Raw genomic sequence first — 17,870 nt, forward strand, 5'->3', positions numbered from 1 at the left:
CATGGCCTGGACACGTGAACAGATGGCGCAACGCGCCGCACAGGAACTGCAGGATGGCTTCTACGTCAATCTCGGCATCGGCCTGCCGACCCTGGTCGCCAACTACATCCCGGATGGCATGGATGTCTGGCTGCAAAGCGAGAACGGTCTGCTGGGCATCGGCCCCTTCCCCAGCGAGGAGGAGATTGACCCGGACCTGATCAATGCCGGCAAACAGACCGTCACCGCCCTGCCCGGCTCGAGTTTCTTCGACAACGCACAGAGCTTTGCGATGATTCGCGGCGGCCATATCAACCTGGCCATTCTCGGCGCCATGCAGGTCTCCGAGAAAGGTGATCTGGCCAACTGGATGATACCCGGCAAGATGGTCAAGGGCATGGGCGGCGCCATGGATCTGGTGGCCGGCGTCAAGCGCGTCGTGGTGCTGATGGAGCATACCGCCAAGGGCGGCGCGCACAAGATCCTGCCCGCCTGCGACCTGCCGCTGACCGGCCTCGGGGTGGTCAACCGCATCATCACCGACCTCGGCGTGCTGGATGTGACCGAGCAGGGGCTGCAACTGGTGGAACTGGCCGACGGCGTCAGTTTCGAGGAGATCCAGCAGGCTACCGGTAGCCCGATCCGGCATTGACCTTGTCCGGGTGCAGCCCCGCGATGGGCGCAGAAGCCTTACGACACTAGGCATCAGTAGTGGCCAAGGAGTAGCCTTGGCTGTCGAACACCGCTGAACAATAGTGTATGTTCGCCCGCGTCGAGGACATATTCGCCGACGCGGGCGATACCTTTGGAAGAATCGAGACCGACCCCATGGCTAAACAGACCTACAGTATTTCCGACCTGGCCAACGAGCTGGACATCACCACCCGCACCATCCGCTTCTATGAAGAACAGGGCATGCTCTCGCCGGTCCGGCGTGGCCAGGAACGCATCTATTCACCCAAGGACCGCGTTGCCCTGAAGCTGATTCTGCGTGGCAAGCGGATCGGGTTTTCGCTGGCCGAATGCAAAACGCTGATCGAACTCTACGACCCCAAGGCCGGCAACCAGAAACAGCTCAACATCATGCTGCAGATGATCACCGAGCGCCGCGAGCATCTGGAGCAGCAGTTGCTGGACATCCAGCAGATGCAGCTGGAGCTGGATACCGCTGAAGAACGCTGCCTCACCGCACTGAAAACCACCCTGGAAAGGCAGACCGCCAAAGCCGCGAACCCATAAAACCGATACCTGCGCCCCACGGCATGGCATAGTGGTCAGCTGATACCGACAAGAGGGAACGCCTGTCATGATTACTGTTCATCATCTGAACAACTCTCGCTCGCAACGCATACTCTGGCTGCTCGAAGAATTGGGTCTGGAATATGAAGTCAAACGTTATGAGCGCGACCCGGACACCATGCTCGCTCCGCGGGAGCTCAAGGCAGTACACCCGCTGGGCAAGTCGCCGGTGATTACCGACGGCGATCTGACCGTGGCTGAGTCCGGCGCCATCATTGAATATCTGATTGCAATCTATGGCGGTGGCCGCCTGGCGCCGGAGCCGGGCACACCGGAACGCCTGCGATACACTTACTGGCTGCATTACGCCGAAGGCTCCGCGATGACGCCGCTGCTGCTCAAGCTGGTATTCAATCGAGTGGAAAGCGCGCCCATGCCGTTCTTCGCCAAACCCTTTGCCAAGGGTATCGCCCGTCAGGTCAAAAGCCAGTTTATCGAGCCGCAGATCATTCAACATCTCGACTATATGAACGATGAATTGGCAGCCACCGGCTGGTTTGCCGGTGAAGCGTTCAGCGCAGCCGATGTGCAGATGAGCTTCCCTCTGGAAGCGGCCGCAGCGCGAGGCGGCCTGGACGAGAAATGGCCCCATCTGATCGATTTCCTGCAACGTATTCACACCCGACCTGCCTATGAAAAGGCACTCGAGCGCGGCGGCGAATACGGAATGGTCGGTTGATCACTTCTCTTTGCCATGTATAGCCTTGCCCACCCCGTCACCCACATTCTGGAAATCCGCAAAAGCCGATTTATCGCCTGCGTTGAACCGATAGCCGACCGGCCCGGTGCGCAAGCCCGGGTCGCAGAGTTGCGCGCTGAACACCCGGATGCGACGCATGTGTGTTGGGCACTGCTTGCCGGAGGGCACAGTGCGGCAGTGGATGATGGCGAACCCTCCGGCACCGCCGGACGGCCGATGCTGGAAGTGCTGCGTCACCAGCAGCTCGATGGTGTGCTGGCGACCGTGGTGCGTTACTACGGCGGTATCAAGCTGGGCGCTGGCGGGCTGATGCGCGCTTATACCGACGCGGTCGCCCAGGCGCTGCAGCAGGCCGAAAAGGTCGCTCACATTCCTACTCTGCTGGTGCTCTGCGAGCTGTCCTACGCCCACGAAAGCACTGCCCGCCACCTGCTGACGCAGCTTGATGGTGAATTGCTGGAGGTCCGGCATGGAAGTGGCGTGCAGTTGCATCTGCGCTTGCCGGCCACAGCGGCGGATGAGCTCCATCGCCAACTGCTGGCTGTCACGCGTGGCGAGATGATCTGGCAACCCTGCTCCTGAGGAAGCGTGTGCTTCTGGCGCTCTCTGCTATCGTTCAGAGACGTCTGTCACTCAAGGATTCAATTATGAAGCTGATCAGCATGGTCATTGCCGCCCTGTTCCTGCTCGCCGGTTGCACCGGTATACCCAAGGGCATCGAACCGGTCACCGGCTTCGATCCGGAACGTTACCTGGGCACCTGGTACGAGATTGCCCGGCTCGATCATTCCTTCGAGGAAGGCCTGAGCCAGGTCACTGCAGAATACACCCTCAATGAGGACGGCAGCGTCAAGGTGGTCAACCGCGGTTACAACCAGGCCAAGGGCGAATGGAAAGAAGCCGAAGGCCGTGCGGTGCCTGTCGGTGACGATGACGTCGCTCACCTGAAGGTCTCATTCTTCGGCCCGTTCTACAGCTCCTATGTGGTGTTCGAACTGGATGACGACTACGCCAACGCGTATATCTCCGGGTACAATCGCGACTATCTGTGGTTCCTGTCCAGAACACCCCAGGTCAGCGACGCACAACTGGAAGCGTTCAGGGAGCGGGCCGCAGCCGAAGGCTTCGAGCTTGAGGAACTCATTCTGGTGGAACACCCAAGCTCGGGTTGAAGCCCTCGGCGCCGGCCGATCCGCTTAGAGTCTGTTGCCAAATCCCAGGCTGCAGGGCAGGCAGCGCCCCCTCACGGCACATGTACCGCTGTCCCGCATTCCGCCACCACCTGCACGGCCAGCCCTTGCCGTTCGATCCAGCGGCTCAGCTTGCCCGCCTGCTCGGTATTGGCGCCGGCGTCCTCACGCAGCGGGTGGACGTGACCGCGCCACATGAGCATCTGCAACGACTGCGAGAGCACACCGAGCTGGCCGGCGAAAGCCGGTAACCGGCGCAACTGGGCAAAGCTGACAGGGCCCTGCGCCAGCGCGGCAAGCAGCGGCGTGAAGATCTCGGCTGGACCCTGGATTTCGCCGATCTAGGCCACGTCCTGCACATAACCCGCTGCGTATGTCATGAAAAAACCCTCAGCTTTCGATACGCCGCAGCCCCCGGCAGCAATTACCGGCGGGAGCTGTGGTTTTTCTGCCCGACTCAGAAGCTCTTGGTCAGACCCACGATGAGGCGTCTGCCATCCAGGTTATAGGCATAATCACCGTCGGTGGTCACTTCCTTGTTGGTGAGGTTGTAGATACCCGCCTTGAAGCTCCAACTATCCTCTGGCCGGTACACCAGGCCGGCGTCGGCAAAGGTATAGGACGGATACTTGATGCCGTTGCTGCTGGAGCCACTGGTACCGGTCTGCCAACGACCGGAGGTCTCACCCCGGTAATTGACCTGGGTCCACAGATTCAGCCGCGAGGTCACTCCCCAATCCAGCGACGCGTTGAACATGTGCCTGGCGACATCGTTCAGCGGCTCGCCCTTGTATTCGCCGGACCTCTGTTCGGTGTCGGTCCAGGTATAACTGTGGCGGTAGGTCAGGTTATCCAGGATGTCATAGTCCATGGTGAACTCGATGCCGCGCAGCTCCGCCTTGTCGACGTTTTCATAGGAGGTGTAGCCGAACTGATGCGCCGGGTACTCCTTACCGTTGTAGACGCAGGTGGGTGCGCCCGGCGGAATACCCTCGGGATAGTTCGGACAGACCCGGCCGGTACGGTTGATCTTGTCTTCGTAATCGGTCACATAGGCCGTCACCGAGCCGGCCAGCCCGAGGTCGACATTCGCGTAATGCAGCCCGATCTCGCGGTTGAGGCTGGTTTCCGGCACCAGTTCGGGGTTGCCGATGATCACCCCGCCCCTGGACGTAGAGCCGAAGTCAGTCGCGGCCGAGCGCAGGTCCGGCGCCTTGTAACCCGACGTCACCCCACCCTTGAGGGTGAAGTTGTCATTCATGTGCCAGACGGCATAGACCTTCGGACTGAACTCGCCGCCGAATACCTGGTTGTCGTCATAACGACCGCTCAGGGTCAGGATCAGGTCGTCGGTCAGGCTCCAGTTGTCTTCCAGGAAGATGGAGTTCTGGTAGCGGTCCATTTCCACCACCATATTGGGATCGGCCACCGGTTCGCGCAGGCCGTTACTGCCATGCTCCAGATTTTCGTATTTGTGCGTCAGGCCGCCTGTCAGGGTATGCGCCCCCAGGAACCAGCTGGCCTGGGTGTTCGCGGTGATGACCTCGAACTCGATGCCCTGGCCGGTATCGGCATTGAGGGTGGTGCGGTTTTCCGATTGGTCATAGTTGACGTAGGAGTTGGTGAAGACGCTGCCGTACTTGCCCTCATGGGTCACGAAGTAATTCTTTTTCACCGAGTCGGCGTAAGAAGGATCAGCATCCTCGGCAAGACTGCGCCCCGGATGCTTCCAGCGCTCCTGCTGGGTATAACTGTGCCCGACGGTCAGCGCGTTCTGATCATTGAGATTCCAGGACAACTTGCCACCCGCATTCTGCCGCTTGTATTCGGGGTCGGTGGCCGCGCTGTCGCTCTCACCTACGAAATGGCTCTCGTTCTGCTTGTAGTAACCGCCGGTAAGCTGCAGTCCGAGCACGTCCTTGACCAGCGGCATGTTCACTACTGCGCTGGTCTGGTGGCCTCGCTCGTCGACCTTGTTACCGCTGCCGGGCATCGCATACTCGGCAGTGATGCTGCCGCTGAACTCATCGCTCACCTTCTTGGTGATGATGTTGATCACCCCGCCCATGGCGTCGGAACCGTACAGCGCCGAGGCCGGACCGCGAATGACCTCGATCCGCTCGATGGCCTCGATCGGTGGCAGGAAGTTGATCGGCGTACCGGCCTGGGAGCCCCGCTCGCTGAAGGCATCATTGCCCTGGGCCGGACGGCCGTCGATCAGGAACAGGGTATAGGCGGAGCTCATGCCGCGCAGCATGATGGATTGTTCCACGCCGCCACCGGCGATCTGCACACCGGCGACATGCTTCAGCGCATCAGTGATATCGGTGTAAGACTTCTTTTTCAACTCCTCGGCTGATATTACCGAGATGGATGCCGGCGCATCCCGAAGATTCTGCTCAAAGCCCGAGGCAGTCACCACTGTCTGCCCCAGGTCCAGGGCCTCTTCCGCTACTGCCGAACAAGCCATGGCGGCCAGGGTAACGGCCAGCAGAGTTCTCTTGAATTGGGGTTGCGAACGTGAAGCAAACTGACACTTGCGGCGTGACATGCATTTATCTCCAGAATGGTTAGCAGTCCTGCGGAATCACTTGGTTTTCCGAGGGTCCTTGGCAATTGGTTTTGTTATGGCGGCGGCCCCTGCTCCTGGGCACGGCGTGCTTTCTGCTTTGCAGACAGATTGAAGCCCGTGAGCTCTGTCGCTGCCTGGCCAATCGACGCAAATGATATACATTACCATTTGAGAGTAAATTCAATTTACAATCTATACACTTCCAACTCTGGACCCTCAGGCGTCGCTGCATGCCAGCATGTAGCCCTGGCCCCATACGGTTTCCAGCCGTGCAGCGCGGTAACCGATGACCTGCAATTTGCGGCGCAGATGGCTGATGTGCATATCCAGGCTGCGATCATGTCGGGCGTAGCCGCGACGTAAGGCCTGCTGATAGAGGAGGGGTTTGCTCAGTACCTGATCCATATGCTGATGGAGCAGTTGCAATACGCGATATTCACTGGCGGTCAGCCCGGCCCGATTGCCAGTCAGCATCACATCACCGTGGACTTCATCGAAAGACAGTTCATCAGCACCTGGTTGTGGGACCGATTCCTGCCGCTCATAGGCCACCCGGCGCAAAATGGCCGCGACCCGAACGCCGAGCTCGACGATGCTGAAAGGCTTCGACAGATAATCATCGGCACCCATGTTGAAACCGGCAATGCGATTCTGCTCGTCGCCCAGCGCGGACATAAGCATCACCGGCACCTGGCTGCGACGCCGCAGTTGCTCCAGTACGCCCAGACCATCAGGGCCGAGGATAGCCAGCAGAATCAGATCGAAATTACCCCGCTCAGCCAGCAACAAAGCATTGCCCCCTTCGCAGAGGGTGACGCTATGGCCGTTCCGCTGCAGGTGGATTTGCAACTGGCTGGCGAGCAGCGAGTCTTCTTCAACCGCAAGAATGCGGGCAGCAGTGGGTAGATTCGGCGGCATAGTGATGAACACAAACCAAATGAGAACCATTCTATATTAAATCCTGTGAAACAATCACCGCTTTCCGGGTCAGATTCAACACAAGCTCACTGACATATTCGAGGATGTTGATGGGGAAGCTTCGAGCAGGTGCTGTCGGGCTGGTAGCAATGCTGTCATGCCTGTCTTTTTACGCCGCAGCCGCAACACCGCTGCGCATAACTCAATTGCAACGCTGCGGCGATCTGCTGGAGATGCAGCAGCCGACCTTCTGTTTGCAGGTAACAGGGCTTCAGAAAAATCAGCCGCAGATCCGACTCAACGGCCCCCCCTTTTCCGCCAACCGCATCGAGCAAGATGGCGAACAGATACGTTTGCAGATCGACGCCGCCAGCGCCCGGAGCGGGCCACTGTGGATCGACCAACAGAACCAGACCAGCAACCCCGTATGGCTGAGCCTGGGTTCCAGTCATGTCGCTGCTGCCGACCAGAGCGCGGTGGTCAAGAACCGCGATGGGCTGACCACCTATCTCGATCTGGTCAGCGTGATTATCGAAGAAGGCTATGACGGACCGGCAGAAGCTCGCCGGCTGGCCAAGCACTACGATGCCGAGGTGGTCGGCGCGATTCCACCCCTCAATATCTATCAGTTGCGCCTGTCCGTCGACGATCTGGACCAACGCGACGCGGCGGTCTTGCGCATCGGCAACGAGGTGAGTGTCGATGCCGTGGTCATCGAGGAGTCCGGTGCGGAGAAGTCGGTTGAACGCGACACCGCCAACCCGCCGATAGAAGCGAGCGAGGAGTCCTCATCCAACCGCTTTCTGGATGCGGTGAACTTCTATCAGCGGCGACTGGCAAAACCCTCAGAGCCCATTGAAATGCATCCCGTGCGCATCGGCGTGATCGAACGCGATGTGGACTTCGACGCTCCGGATTTCGCCGACTACCTGGGCGATTGCCGCAGTGGTGCTACCCGCACCTGCGTGTACGCCCGCGATGCCGAAGCCGCAGATGGGCACGGTACGACGGTCACCGGGATCCTTGCAGCGGGCCGGAACAACGGTGGCAACAACGGCTTTCTACGCGGCCTGGACAAGGTCGGGCCGGGCTTCGATGTGATTGTCGACCGCGGTTCGGATGCCGGCATCACCGCGAACATTGCCGCCTCGGTCAATCTGGTCGAAGACGGCGCCAGGGTGCTGAACTGGAGCTGGGGTATCCATCGAATCGGCACCCGTGACGTGCACGGCGATCCGGTGGATTCGCTGCTGCGCTCGGGGATCGCCATGAGCGGTTACGAAGAACTATTGGAAGAGTTCTTTTTATGGCTACGCCGCGCGCATCCCGATGTCGTGGTGGTGAACTCCGCCGGCAATGGCGCTGCGTTCTCCAGCCGGGATGATTACCGCCTGCCCTCCTCCTTCATCACCGATCAGCTGTTCGTGGTCGGCGGTCACCAGCGCAGCAGTAAGGATGTCGACCTCGACGATCCCGACTATGCCACCCGGCGCAAGGCTTCCAACTCCGATATGCGTGTCGATATCACCGCCGCGGCCTGCACCGCCGGCTCGGCAGCCCTCGCCGAACAGGCCGGTCCGGTACATTGCGGCACGTCCTATGCCACCCCGCTGGTAGCCGGCACCATAGCTGCCATGCTGTCTATCAACCCCGAGCTGCAACCGGATCAGCTGCGCATGCTGCTGCGCCGCAGCGCCATGACCATCGGCCAGGAGAGCGACTTCGAGCCGATGGAAGCCGACGACCTGACTGCCCCCATCCTGCCGTCCGAACGGGAAAATGACCTGAATAACCCCGATATTGGTCACTCGGCCAGACTGGATATGTACAAGGCGCTGGAGCTCGCAGTGGAAAGTCTCGACAAGGGCCGCTGATTTCACCTGCAAGGACTGCAATCCAATCTGCCCAGCCGTTACAGGGATGAACGCATTCCACAACTGACAGCGGCCAGGAAGGCCAATATACTCTTTAGCCCCTCAGGAACAGGGGGTGACGCACCTTTAGGGAATCGCCGCATGCCGCAGAGCTTGAAATCCGTAGCCTTGATGTTGTTGATCACCACAGTGACCCTGAATCTGTTCATGATCACACTGTTGGCGGTTACGCTGAGTGCTGGACATGAACGCAAGATCGCTGAGGTGCGTACCAATGTGACCAACCTGGCGCTATTGATGGACCAGAGCGTGACCGGGGTGGCGCGGGAAGTCGATCTGGTACTGAAGAAGGTACAGTCACGCCTGGAGACGGCGCTGCGTCTTGACGAGCATCTGGAAACCAGCCTGGCCAACGTCCTGATCAGTTCCCGCGAAGGCTGGATCGGCGACACTGCCGATATTCACATAACCGACGCCATGGGCGTTGCCTGGCCCGAGCAGGATGCCAGTGAGAATCAGCAGCGCAATGACGGCGACCGCGACTATTTCATCACCCATAGGGACAATCCCGACGCCGGCATGCTGGTGAGCGGCCTGCTCAAGGATCGCATCAACGACGAGTGGGTGCATGTATTCTCCCGGCGCTACAACCACCCCGATGGCCGCTTTGCCGGGATAAGCATGGTGACTATTCCCGCCCAGTATTTTGCCGGGCTGATCTCAGGCCTGAATCTCGGGCCGAATGGCATCGCTCTGATCCGTGATCTGGACAAGACCCTGGTGGCGCGGCATCCGCCGCTGGACGCCACGCCGGGAAAAACCGGCTCGATTGGCGGCTCCAGAGAACTGACCACGCTCCTGGAATCCGGCGAACAGGCAGGTATCTTCTACAGTGACGGCACCGCTGATGGGGTGCCCCGTACCGATGCCTTCCGGCGCCTGAGCGCCATGCCGGTATTTGTAGTGGCTGGACTGGGCGAGGAAGATTACCTGGCCACCTGGCGGCATGATGTCAATCGGGCCATTGCGCTGGGCCTTTTGTTTCTGCTGGTCACCGCTGGCGGGGCGGCACTCCTGTGGCGCCAGATAAAAGCCAGCAACAAGGCCAACCGACGCAGTCAGGTGCTGCTGCAACATGCCAGCGATGGCATCCATATTCTCGATGAGCAGGGCCGGCTGATGGATGCCAGCGATGCCTTCTACCACATGCTCGGGTATGCGCCAGACGAGTTGATCGAGAGCCACCTGGGCGATTGGTATGCGCTGCCTTCGCCAGTGGAAATGACGTCCCTGTTCGGCAGCAAACTGAGCACTGGCCAGTCGTCCACTTTTGAGACCCTGTTCCGCCACAAACGGGGCCACTCCTTCCCTGTCGAAGTCTCCACCGTACGAGTGGAAATCGATGGCCGCCCACTGCTCTTCAGCTCGGCCCGGGATATCACCGAGCGCAAGAAAGCAGACGAGGACCTGCGTATTGCCGCCCAGGCATTCGAATCTCAGGTCGGCATGCTCATCACCGATGCGAATCTGAACATCCTGCGCTGCAATCAGGCTTTCTGCCGCATCACTGGTTATAGCGCCAAGGAGGTCATTGGACGCCAACCCAATCTGCTGCAGTCCGGTCGTCATGATCGGCATTTCTATGCCGACATGTGGCAGGCGATCAATCGCTATGGCGCCTGGCAGGGCGAAATCTGGAACAAGCGCAAGAACGGTGAGGTCTACCCGCAACTGCTGTCCATCGGCAGGGTCAGCAACGAGCAGGAACAGACTACCCATTACGTTGCGTCGCTGTCCGACATCTCGGCGCGCAAGGCCAGCGAAGAGCAGATGCGCACGCTGGCCTTCTATGACTCGCTGACCAAGCTGCCCAACCGGCGGCTGTTCCTTGATCGTTTGGAAGAGGCGCTCGGTACGACGAAGCGGCACCAGGCTCATGGTGCGTTGCTGGTCGTGGATCTGGACAATTTCAAGGTACTCAATGATACCGAGGGCTATATCGCGGGTGATCGCATGCTCGAGCAGGTGGCTACTCGGCTGATCGGCTGCGTGCCAAACAAGGACGCCGTTGCGCGGCTGGGCGGCGACGAGTTCGTCGTGCTACTCGATAATCTGGGCAGTATTGAAATCGAGGCCGCCCGACGGGCCGAAGTGTTGGGCAGAAGCATTCTGCAGGAGCTCGCCCGGCGTTATCTGCTGGGTGAAATCGAATACCGGGGTTCTGCCAGTATCGGTATCGCCCTGTTCGGCGGCGGTTATTCAGTATCATCGGTGGAGCCGCTTAAACGCGCCGAGCTGGCCATGTCGCAGGCCAAAAGCACAGGCAGCAACGCGCTGTGCTTCTTTGACCCACAAATGCAGGCCCAGGTCAGGGAGCGCAGCGAGATCGACGCCGGCCTGCACATTGCGCTGGAGAAGCAGCAATTTCTGCTCCACTATCAGCCGCAAGTCGACGACACCGGCCAGATCACCGGCGCCGAGGCCCTGGTGCGCTGGGCGCATCCGAAGCAGGGGCTGATTTCCCCAGCACGCTTCATTCCCGTGGCGGAGGACAACGGGCTGATTCTGCCCCTCGGGCTTTGGGTGTTGGAAACAGCGTGTCAGCAACTGGCTCTCTGGGCCGACAGTCCAGCCACCGCGCACCTGACCATCTCGGTCAACATCAGCGCCAAACAGCTCAGCCAGGTCAGTTTCGTTGACCAGGTGCTGGAGGTTCTGCAGCGTACCGGTGCTCCCGCGCGACGATTGAAGCTGGAGCTGACTGAAAGCGCGCTGGTGCAGGAGATCGAAAGCATCATCGAGAAGATGAGCAACCTCAAGGCACAGGGGGTGAGTTTCTCACTGGATGATTTCGGCACCGGCTACTCTTCGCTTGCCTACCTGAAACGTCTGCCACTGGAGCAATTGAAGATCGACCAGAGCTTCGTGCGCGACATTTCCTTTGACAGCAACAGTGCCGATATCGCCCAGACGATCATCCTGCTGGCCGAGCGGATGAAGATTTCGGTGCTGGCCGAAGGGGTGGAAACACAACTGCAGAGAGCCGCACTACGAGAGCGCGGGTGTCATCATTATCAGGGCTATCTGTTCGGCAGGCCCATGCCGATCGAGGAGTTTGAAGGGGAGCTGCTGCGTCGCTGAGCTCCCCTTCACGCACTCAGACTGTGCGGGAGAAGTTACCTTTCTGCGCAACGCCCAGGTAGGCATCAAAAGCCATCGCCACATTGCGCAGCATCAGCTGACCTTCGGGCAACAGCAACAACTCGTGATCATTGATCGCCACCAGCCCATCGGCAACCGGCTCGGCCAGCTGGTCCAGAGCATCGGCGAAGTAGCCTTTGAAGTCGATGCCGTAGTGCGCTTCGAACTTGCGGAAATCAATACGCCCCTGACACATCAGGTCGAGAATCACCTCCCGACGCAGGGTGTCATCCTCGCTCAGGTTGTAACCGCGGTGGATCGGCAGCATGTCGCTATCCAGCCGCGCATAGTACTGCAATAGCTCCTTGACGCTCTGGCTGTAGCTGTCACCTACCTTGCCGATGGAAGACACGCCGATTCCGATCAGATCGCAGTCGGCGTGGGTCGAATAGCCCTGGAAGTTGCGTTGCAGCGTGCCGTTCTCGCGGGCCAGCGCCAACTCGTCGTCCGGCAGCGCAAAATGGTCCATGCCGATATAGATGTATCCGGCAGAGGTCAGCCGCTCGATGGTCAGCTCCAGCAGTTCCAGCTTGCGCTCCGGCGGCGGCATGTCCTGCGGACGAATCAGCCGCTGGGCGCGCACCAGATCCGGCAGGTGAGCATAGCTGTAGGCCGCAATACGATCAGGGCGCATGTCGATGATCTTGCTCAGGGTGACATCAAAGCTCTGTACCGTCTGCAGCGGCAGACCGTAGATCAGATCGACGCTGACCGATTTGAACTGCGCCTCACGTGCGGCACTGACCAGTTCGCGGGTCTGTTCTTCACTCTGCAGGCGGTTGACTGCAGCCTGCACCGCCTCGTCGAAGTCCTGGACACCGAAGCTCAGACGGTTGAAGCCCAATGCCCGCAACTGATGGATCTGTATTGGCGAAATGGTGCGCGGGTCGACTTCCAGCGAAAACTCATGGTCATCACTGTCGTCCATATTGAAAGACGCACGCAGGGTATTCATCAGGTCTTCCAGCTGCTCGCTGGTCAGATAGGTCGGCGTGCCGCCACCCAGATGCAACTGGGTCAGCTTGCGCGACTTGTCGAACAGCGCCGCCTGCATGGCGATCTCGCGTTTGAGGTATTCAAGATACTCCACTGCCCGCTCGGTCTTGTGGGTGATGATCTTGTTGCAGGCGCAGTAGTAACAGAGACTTTTGCAGAACGGAATATGGATGTACACCGACAGACACTTGGGCTCGGCAGCAGCGTTGCTGGCCTTGGCCGCCGCGCGGTAATCGTCCATGGCAAAGGCCTGATGGAATTGCGGCGCGGTCGGGTAGGAAGTGTAACGCGGGCCCGGTCGGTCATATTTCTCGATCAGGGCACGATTGAAGCTGATTTTCTGCGTCATTATGGTCTCTCGCCAGCATCACGGACATGCGTGAAGTGTACGGCAAGCAAAGGGGCTTTGCATTGCGCTCAACCCCAGTGCGACCGCGCGCCGCACTCGAAAAACCGATGGTTCAATGGGTCAGAGTTCTTCGCGCAGGCCGAACATGATCGAATGAGCCCGCTCATCGCTGACAGCGACCACCACACCCTCGCGAGCATAGATCCAGGCTTCGCCCTGACTGACCGGCATGCGCACTTCGGCCGGACCAAAGGTACCCTGAATGTAGCCCAGCGCCAGTGGCTGGTCGGGAATCATGCTGATACGCTCCACCGGATAACCGGCCAGCACCGCGCTGATGGCCGGGTTCACCGATTGATCAGGCGATCCGGGTTGCCATGCCTGTGCCTCGACCAGACTGTCCATCTGCTGGGCATCCAGCGCAATGACCGCCTGGGCGCGCCACTGCAGATCATCGGACTCCACCGTGTGACGGCTGACCAGCCGCGGCTCGCCATCGGCGCTGATCATCCACAGGCTGCCTTCGCCGAGCGTTCTCCCAACATCGGCCAGCGTCAGATCGCGCTGTTGCAACGGTGCCCACAGACTCTGCTGATATTGCGCCTTCCATGCCAGCTTCTGCGGTTCATCCTGCCCGTTGCGCCAATTGTCGAAAACAAAAAAGCACAGGACAAGCACGCCCAACAAGGTGCCGAGGCCAAAGAACTTTTGCCGTTTCATCGATTCTCTCTGCATTCATTCGAGGTGCACAAAGTAAAAGGGCATCCCTGCGGATGCCCTTTTTGTTCACTGGACGCTTTCAGGCGGCGTCTTCCACGCTGATATGTTTCTTCAGCTTGTTCATGGCGTTCTTTTCCAGTTGGCGAATGCGTTCCGCCGACACCTGATACTTGGCCGCCAGCTCGTGCAGTGTGGCCTTCTCCTCCGCCAACCAGCGCTGATAGAGAATATCGCGGCTGCGCTCGTCCAGCTGGGCGAGGCCTTCCTGCAATTGCTGGCTGGAACTGTCGCTCCAGTCCGCACTCTCCAGCTGAGTAGCCGGATCGTAGCGCTTGTCTTCCAGATAATGTACCGGTGCGTAGGCGGTATCTTCATCGTCATCCTGAGCACCATCAAAGCCCAGGTCCTGACCATACAGCCGGCTTTCCATCTCGCGCACTTCGCGCACAGCCACACCGAGATCTTCCGCTACAGCATTGACTTCGTCATGGGACAACCAGGCCAACTTTTTCTTGGCGCTGCGCAGGTTGAAGAACAGCTTGCGCTGCGCCTTGGTGGTGGCGACCTTGACGATGCGCCAGTTGCGCAGAATGAATTCGTGAATTTCGGCGCGGATCCAGTGCACGGCAAAGGACACCAGACGCACGCCCATTTCAGGGTTGAAACGCTTGACCGCCTTCATCAGGCCGACGTTGCCTTCCTGAATCAGATCGGCCTGGGCCAGCCCATAGCCGGAATAGCTGCGAGCAATATGCGCAACAAAGCGCAGGTGGGACATGACCAGTTGCCGGGCTGCCTCCAGATCCTGCTGATAGAACAAACGATCAGCCAGCTTGCGCTCTTCCTCGACGCTCAGGATCGGGATGCTGCTTACGGTCTGAACATAGGCCTCCAGGTTGGCACCCGGAATCAGGTTATGTACGGGCTGTAAAGCAGTGCTCATGCTTGAACTCCAAAAAAATGACGAGTCAGTGTATCACTGCAGGCTCAGACAAGGAAAGCCCTGCCAAGTTCCGCAAAAACAGTATTTCTCTCTATAAATCAATCAGTTACAAGAACACGACACACGCCGTTACCGAGGCTCCATTTCACGGGTGTGGCGACCGACTGCAAGCCAGGCACCAACCAGCCCCAGCAGTATGGCTCCGCCCAGCAAGGTCAAGCCATCCTGCAGCGGCATTCCGGCCAGTTCAAAGTCGCTCTGATAGAGCGCCGCCACCTCCCGTACCGTGCTGTTCAGCCAGGCCAGTCCACCGGCCAGCAGCAGCCAGGCCAGAATTCCGGCCAGCAGACCATAGAGCACGCCGAGATACAGAAAAGGCCGACGAATGAAGGCATCGGTGCCGCCGACCAGTTTGATCACCAGGATCTCGTTGCGCCGGCTCTCGATTGCCAGGCGGATGGTATTGACCATGACCAGCAACAACGTCAGTACCAGCAGCATGGCAAGCCCACCGGTGAAGCGTTCGACCATGGCCAGGATCGCCGTCAGTCGCTCAACCCACAGCATGTCGATCTGCACCTGATCCACTCCCGGCAATTGCGCCAGGCGGTCACGCAGCGGCTGCAGTGACGATACGCCACCCTCGATGCTCTGCGGCATGACCAGAATCACGTCGGGCAACGGGTTGTAGGCCAGCTGCTGCAACGCGTCACCCAGCCCCGAATGCTGCTGAAACTCCGCCAGCGCCAGGTCGCGATCCAGCAATTGCGCCTCGGCCACCTCGTCAAGGGCCGCAATCTCTGCCTGCAGTGCCTGGGCGGCATCGGCCTTGATGTCCTGTTGCAGATAGACCGACAGTTGGGCGGCTCTCTGCCAGTCGATGCCCAGACGTTCAACCTGGTTGATCAGTACCGCCAGGCCCATCGGCAGCGCCAGCACTATGCTCATGACCAGCACTATCATGATGGTGCTGATGGGATAATCCCGAATTCGCCCCAGCGCCATGCGTGCACTGTCACGATGACTACCCGCCCAGCTGCGCAACGGGTGACGCCAGTTGCTCCGGGAACGGGCTGCGCCACTGGTGGCTTTCTGCGGCTTTTTATCGGTTGGTCGAGGTTGATTCGCCGCCATGTTATTCCCCATCGGCCAGCAGCCGACCTTCGTTGAGGGTCAGCATGCGGTGATCGAGCCGGGCAATCAGCGGCAGGTCGTGACTGGCAATGATCACCGTCACGCCGACCCGGTTGAAATCCTCGAACAAGGCCATGATCTCGGCGGACAGCGCCGGGTCCAGGTTGCCCGTGGGTTCATCGGCCAGCAGCAATGCCGGCTTGTGTACCACCGCTCGGGCGATACCAACACGCTGCTGTTCACCGCCTGAGAGGGCAATCGGATACATGTTCTCGCGCTTGAGCAGCCCCACCTTGTCCAGCGCCGCACGCACCCGTCGACCGACTTCGTCGCGCGGCGTGCCCTTGATGATCAGCGGCAGCGCCACGTTGTCGAATACCGTACGATCAAACAGCAGCTGGTGGTTCTGGAATACCACGCCGACCTGGCGCCGCAGGTAGGGAATATCATGGCTGCCCAGATCGCGCAGATTCTGACCGCCGACATGTACCTGCCCCGAGCTTGGCCGCTCCATGCACATGATCAGCTTGAGCAGCGTGCTCTTGCCCGCGCCAGAGTGGCCGGTGATGAAGACCATTTCGCCGGTGCGGATATGAAAGCTCAGGTTATCCAGACCCTGGTGGCCATTGGGGTAACGCTTGCTGACCTGATCGAAACGGATCATCGGTTATTCGCGTCCAAACAGCGCCTTGACGAACTCCGGCGCGGTGAAGGGCCGCAGATCGTCGATCTGCTCACCGACCCCGATAAAGCGGATCGGCAGTCCGAACTGCTTGGCCAGCGCAAAGATCACCCCGCCCTTGGCCGTGCCGTCGAGCTTGGTCAGCGCCAGGCCGGTCAGCCCGACAGCCTGATCGAACAGTTTGGTCTGACTGATGGCGTTCTGGCCGGTGCCGGCATCCAATACCAGCAGCACTTCATGGGGCGCTTCAGGGTCGAGCTTGGCCAACACACGCTTGACCTTTTTCAGCTCGTCCATGAGATTGTCCTTGTTGTGCAGACGTCCGGCGGTATCGGCGATCAGCACATCCGCTCCGCGGGATTTGGCGGCCTGCAAGGCATCAAACACCACCGAAGCCGAGTCGGCGCCGGTGTGCTGGGCAATCACCGGAATGCTGTTGCGCTCACCCCATACCTGCAGCTGCTCGACGGCCGCGGCGCGGAAGGTGTCGCCGGCGGCCAGCATCACCTGCTTGCCCTCGCCCTGCAGACGCTTGGCCAGCTTGCCGATGGTGGTCGTCTTGCCGACCCCATTGACGCCGACCACCAGAATCACATAAGGCCGCTTCTCGGCCTCGATCACCATCGGCTTGGCAACATGCGCCAGCAGGCTTTCCAGTTCGTTCTGCAGCGCCTTATACAGCGCGTTGCGATTGGACAGTTCGCGGCGGCGCACCCGCTGCTGCAGCGACTCCATGATCAGGGTGGTGGCCTCGATGCCCACGTCCGCCATCAGCAGACGGGTTTCCATCTCCTCCAGCAGGTCGTCATCGATTTCCTTTTCGCCGAGGAACATATTGGCCATGCCCTCGCCGAGGTTGGCGCTGGTCTTCGACAGGCCGGCACGCATGCGCGCAAAGAAACCCTTGGGCTCCTGCGGTTGCGGTGCGGGCTCTGCGGCGACGGCAGGCTGCTCGGCGAGACCGGAAAACAGCTCGGCGGCTGCCTGTCGGGCAGCCTGATCATGATTTTCCACAGGCGCAGCCGGTGCGGCCACGGGTTCAACCACCCGCGGTTCAGGCGTTGTCGACTCGGCGGTGGCAGGGGCGGCATCAACGGACGCGGTGGTTTCGGGCGTCGATTGGACCGGCGCTTGTTCCGGTTGCGTGTCTGCCGCGGGCGCAGCCGGCTCGTCGGCCTTGCGACGCATCCAGCCAAACAGGCCTTTCTTGCCGGTCTTGCCGTTGTCGTTGCGCTCGGGGTCCTGTTCGGGGTGTTCTGGCTTGTCTTTGGAACCAAACATTGACGATCACTATCTGAGTCTGGCGCAGGCAT

The 17,870-nt window shown here is 59.9% G+C and carries 16 protein-coding genes; 7 read left to right on the forward strand and 9 right to left on the reverse strand.

The window, feature by feature from the left end; translation table 11 throughout:
• Position 1: 1 nt before the first annotated feature.
• The 5 genes from INT39_RS20980 (at position 2) to INT39_RS21000 (ending at position 3,150) form a co-directional block, all read left to right on the forward strand.
• The gene (locus INT39_RS20980) at positions 2-631 is read left to right on the forward strand and encodes a CoA transferase subunit B (protein WP_193075917.1); all 630 of its coding nucleotides are present in this window, start codon (positions 2-4) and stop codon (positions 629-631) included.
• Positions 632-807: 176 nt separating this feature from the next.
• A complete protein-coding gene (locus INT39_RS20985) occupies positions 808-1,218 on the forward strand; it encodes a MerR family transcriptional regulator (protein ID WP_193075954.1) in 411 nt (136 codons plus the stop codon).
• Between the two features lie 67 nt (positions 1,219-1,285).
• Entirely contained in the window at positions 1,286-1,957 is a 672-nt protein-coding gene (locus INT39_RS20990) for a glutathione S-transferase (protein ID WP_193075918.1), read from the forward strand.
• Between the two features lie 15 nt (positions 1,958-1,972).
• Positions 1,973-2,560 carry an IMPACT family protein gene (locus tag INT39_RS20995; protein WP_193075919.1) on the forward strand — a complete coding sequence of 196 codons (588 nt, stop codon included), beginning with the start codon at positions 1,973-1,975 and terminating at the stop codon, positions 2,558-2,560.
• A gap of 65 nt (positions 2,561-2,625) precedes the next feature.
• Entirely contained in the window at positions 2,626-3,150 is a 525-nt protein-coding gene (locus INT39_RS21000; protein WP_193075920.1) for a lipocalin family protein, read from the forward strand.
• A gap of 71 nt (positions 3,151-3,221) precedes the next feature.
• On the opposite strand, the gene INT39_RS21005 is transcribed toward INT39_RS21000, so the two are convergent.
• The 3 genes from INT39_RS21005 to INT39_RS21015 all read right to left on the reverse strand — a co-directional run bounded on the left by INT39_RS21005 (position 3,222) and on the right by INT39_RS21015 (position 6,658).
• On the reverse strand, positions 3,222-3,428 hold the full coding sequence (locus INT39_RS21005) for a hypothetical protein (protein ID WP_193075921.1): 207 nt from the start codon (positions 3,426-3,428) through the stop codon (positions 3,222-3,224).
• A 197-nt stretch (positions 3,429-3,625) separates the two neighbouring features.
• Positions 3,626-5,719 carry a TonB-dependent receptor domain-containing protein gene (locus INT39_RS21010; RefSeq protein ID WP_226944950.1) on the reverse strand — a complete coding sequence of 698 codons (2,094 nt, stop codon included), beginning with the start codon at positions 5,717-5,719 and terminating at the stop codon, positions 3,626-3,628.
• Between the two features lie 237 nt (positions 5,720-5,956).
• Positions 5,957-6,658: a response regulator transcription factor gene (locus tag INT39_RS21015; RefSeq protein WP_193075956.1), complete on the reverse strand. Its 702-nt coding sequence runs from the start codon at positions 6,656-6,658 to the stop codon at positions 5,957-5,959.
• A gap of 110 nt (positions 6,659-6,768) precedes the next feature.
• On the opposite strand from INT39_RS21015, the gene INT39_RS21020 reads away from it, so the two are divergent.
• Positions 6,769-8,532 (forward strand): S8/S53 family peptidase, encoded by a 1,764-nt coding sequence (locus INT39_RS21020; protein ID WP_193075922.1) that lies wholly within the window; start codon positions 6,769-6,771, stop codon positions 8,530-8,532.
• A 141-nt stretch (positions 8,533-8,673) separates the two neighbouring features.
• Positions 8,674-11,673 carry an EAL domain-containing protein gene (locus INT39_RS21025; RefSeq protein ID WP_193075923.1) on the forward strand — a complete coding sequence of 1,000 codons (3,000 nt, stop codon included), beginning with the start codon at positions 8,674-8,676 and terminating at the stop codon, positions 11,671-11,673.
• Positions 11,674-11,689: 16 nt separating this feature from the next.
• On the opposite strand, the gene hemN is transcribed toward INT39_RS21025, so the two are convergent.
• The 6 genes from hemN to ftsY form a co-directional block, all read right to left on the reverse strand.
• Entirely contained in the window at positions 11,690-13,078 is a 1,389-nt protein-coding gene (gene hemN / locus INT39_RS21030; protein WP_193075924.1) for an oxygen-independent coproporphyrinogen III oxidase, read from the reverse strand.
• Between the two features lie 120 nt (positions 13,079-13,198).
• Positions 13,199-13,798 (reverse strand): hypothetical protein, encoded by a 600-nt coding sequence (locus INT39_RS21035; protein WP_193075925.1) that lies wholly within the window; start codon positions 13,796-13,798, stop codon positions 13,199-13,201.
• A 79-nt stretch (positions 13,799-13,877) separates the two neighbouring features.
• Entirely contained in the window at positions 13,878-14,741 is an 864-nt protein-coding gene (rpoH, locus tag INT39_RS21040) for an RNA polymerase sigma factor RpoH (RefSeq protein WP_193075926.1), read from the reverse strand.
• Positions 14,742-14,870: 129 nt separating this feature from the next.
• The gene (gene ftsX, locus INT39_RS21045; protein WP_193075927.1) at positions 14,871-15,875 is read right to left on the reverse strand and encodes a permease-like cell division protein FtsX; all 1,005 of its coding nucleotides are present in this window, start codon (positions 15,873-15,875) and stop codon (positions 14,871-14,873) included.
• Position 15,876: 1 nt separating this feature from the next.
• Positions 15,877-16,539, reverse strand: a complete 663-nt coding sequence (gene ftsE / locus INT39_RS21050) for a cell division ATP-binding protein FtsE (RefSeq protein ID WP_193075928.1) — start codon at positions 16,537-16,539, stop codon at positions 15,877-15,879.
• Between the two features lie 3 nt (positions 16,540-16,542).
• Entirely contained in the window at positions 16,543-17,838 is a 1,296-nt protein-coding gene (ftsY, locus tag INT39_RS21055; protein WP_193075929.1) for a signal recognition particle-docking protein FtsY, read from the reverse strand.
• Positions 17,839-17,870 lie beyond the last annotated feature (32 nt).

It is taken from the genome of Pseudomonas sp. FME51 (assembly GCF_014897305.1).

Excerpts from the sequence above, each read along its gene's own strand:
- INT39_RS21015 (WP_193075956.1), bottom strand. The coding sequence starts at position 6,658 with ATGCCGCCGAATCTACCCACTGCTGCCCGCATTCTTGCGGTTGAAGAA.
- INT39_RS20990 (WP_193075918.1), top strand. The coding sequence starts at position 1,286 with ATGATTACTGTTCATCATCTGAACAACTCTCGCTCGCAACGCATACTC.
- INT39_RS21010 (WP_226944950.1), bottom strand. The coding sequence starts at position 5,719 with ATGTCACGCCGCAAGTGTCAGTTTGCTTCACGTTCGCAACCCCAATTC.
- INT39_RS20985 (WP_193075954.1), top strand. The coding sequence starts at position 808 with ATGGCTAAACAGACCTACAGTATTTCCGACCTGGCCAACGAGCTGGAC.
- ftsX (WP_193075927.1), bottom strand. The coding sequence starts at position 15,875 with ATGGCGGCGAATCAACCTCGACCAACCGATAAAAAGCCGCAGAAAGCC.
- INT39_RS21025 (WP_193075923.1), top strand. The coding sequence starts at position 8,674 with ATGCCGCAGAGCTTGAAATCCGTAGCCTTGATGTTGTTGATCACCACA.
- INT39_RS21000 (WP_193075920.1), top strand. The coding sequence starts at position 2,626 with ATGAAGCTGATCAGCATGGTCATTGCCGCCCTGTTCCTGCTCGCCGGT.
- hemN (WP_193075924.1), bottom strand. The coding sequence starts at position 13,078 with ATGACGCAGAAAATCAGCTTCAATCGTGCCCTGATCGAGAAATATGAC.
- rpoH (WP_193075926.1), bottom strand. The coding sequence starts at position 14,741 with ATGAGCACTGCTTTACAGCCCGTACATAACCTGATTCCGGGTGCCAAC.
- INT39_RS20980 (WP_193075917.1), top strand. The coding sequence starts at position 2 with ATGGCCTGGACACGTGAACAGATGGCGCAACGCGCCGCACAGGAACTG.
- ftsE (WP_193075928.1), bottom strand. The coding sequence starts at position 16,539 with ATGATCCGTTTCGATCAGGTCAGCAAGCGTTACCCCAATGGCCACCAG.
- INT39_RS20995 (WP_193075919.1), top strand. The coding sequence starts at position 1,973 with ATGTATAGCCTTGCCCACCCCGTCACCCACATTCTGGAAATCCGCAAA.
- INT39_RS21035 (WP_193075925.1), bottom strand. The coding sequence starts at position 13,798 with ATGAAACGGCAAAAGTTCTTTGGCCTCGGCACCTTGTTGGGCGTGCTT.
- INT39_RS21020 (WP_193075922.1), top strand. The coding sequence starts at position 6,769 with ATGGGGAAGCTTCGAGCAGGTGCTGTCGGGCTGGTAGCAATGCTGTCA.
- ftsY (WP_193075929.1), bottom strand. The coding sequence starts at position 17,838 with ATGTTTGGTTCCAAAGACAAGCCAGAACACCCCGAACAGGACCCCGAG.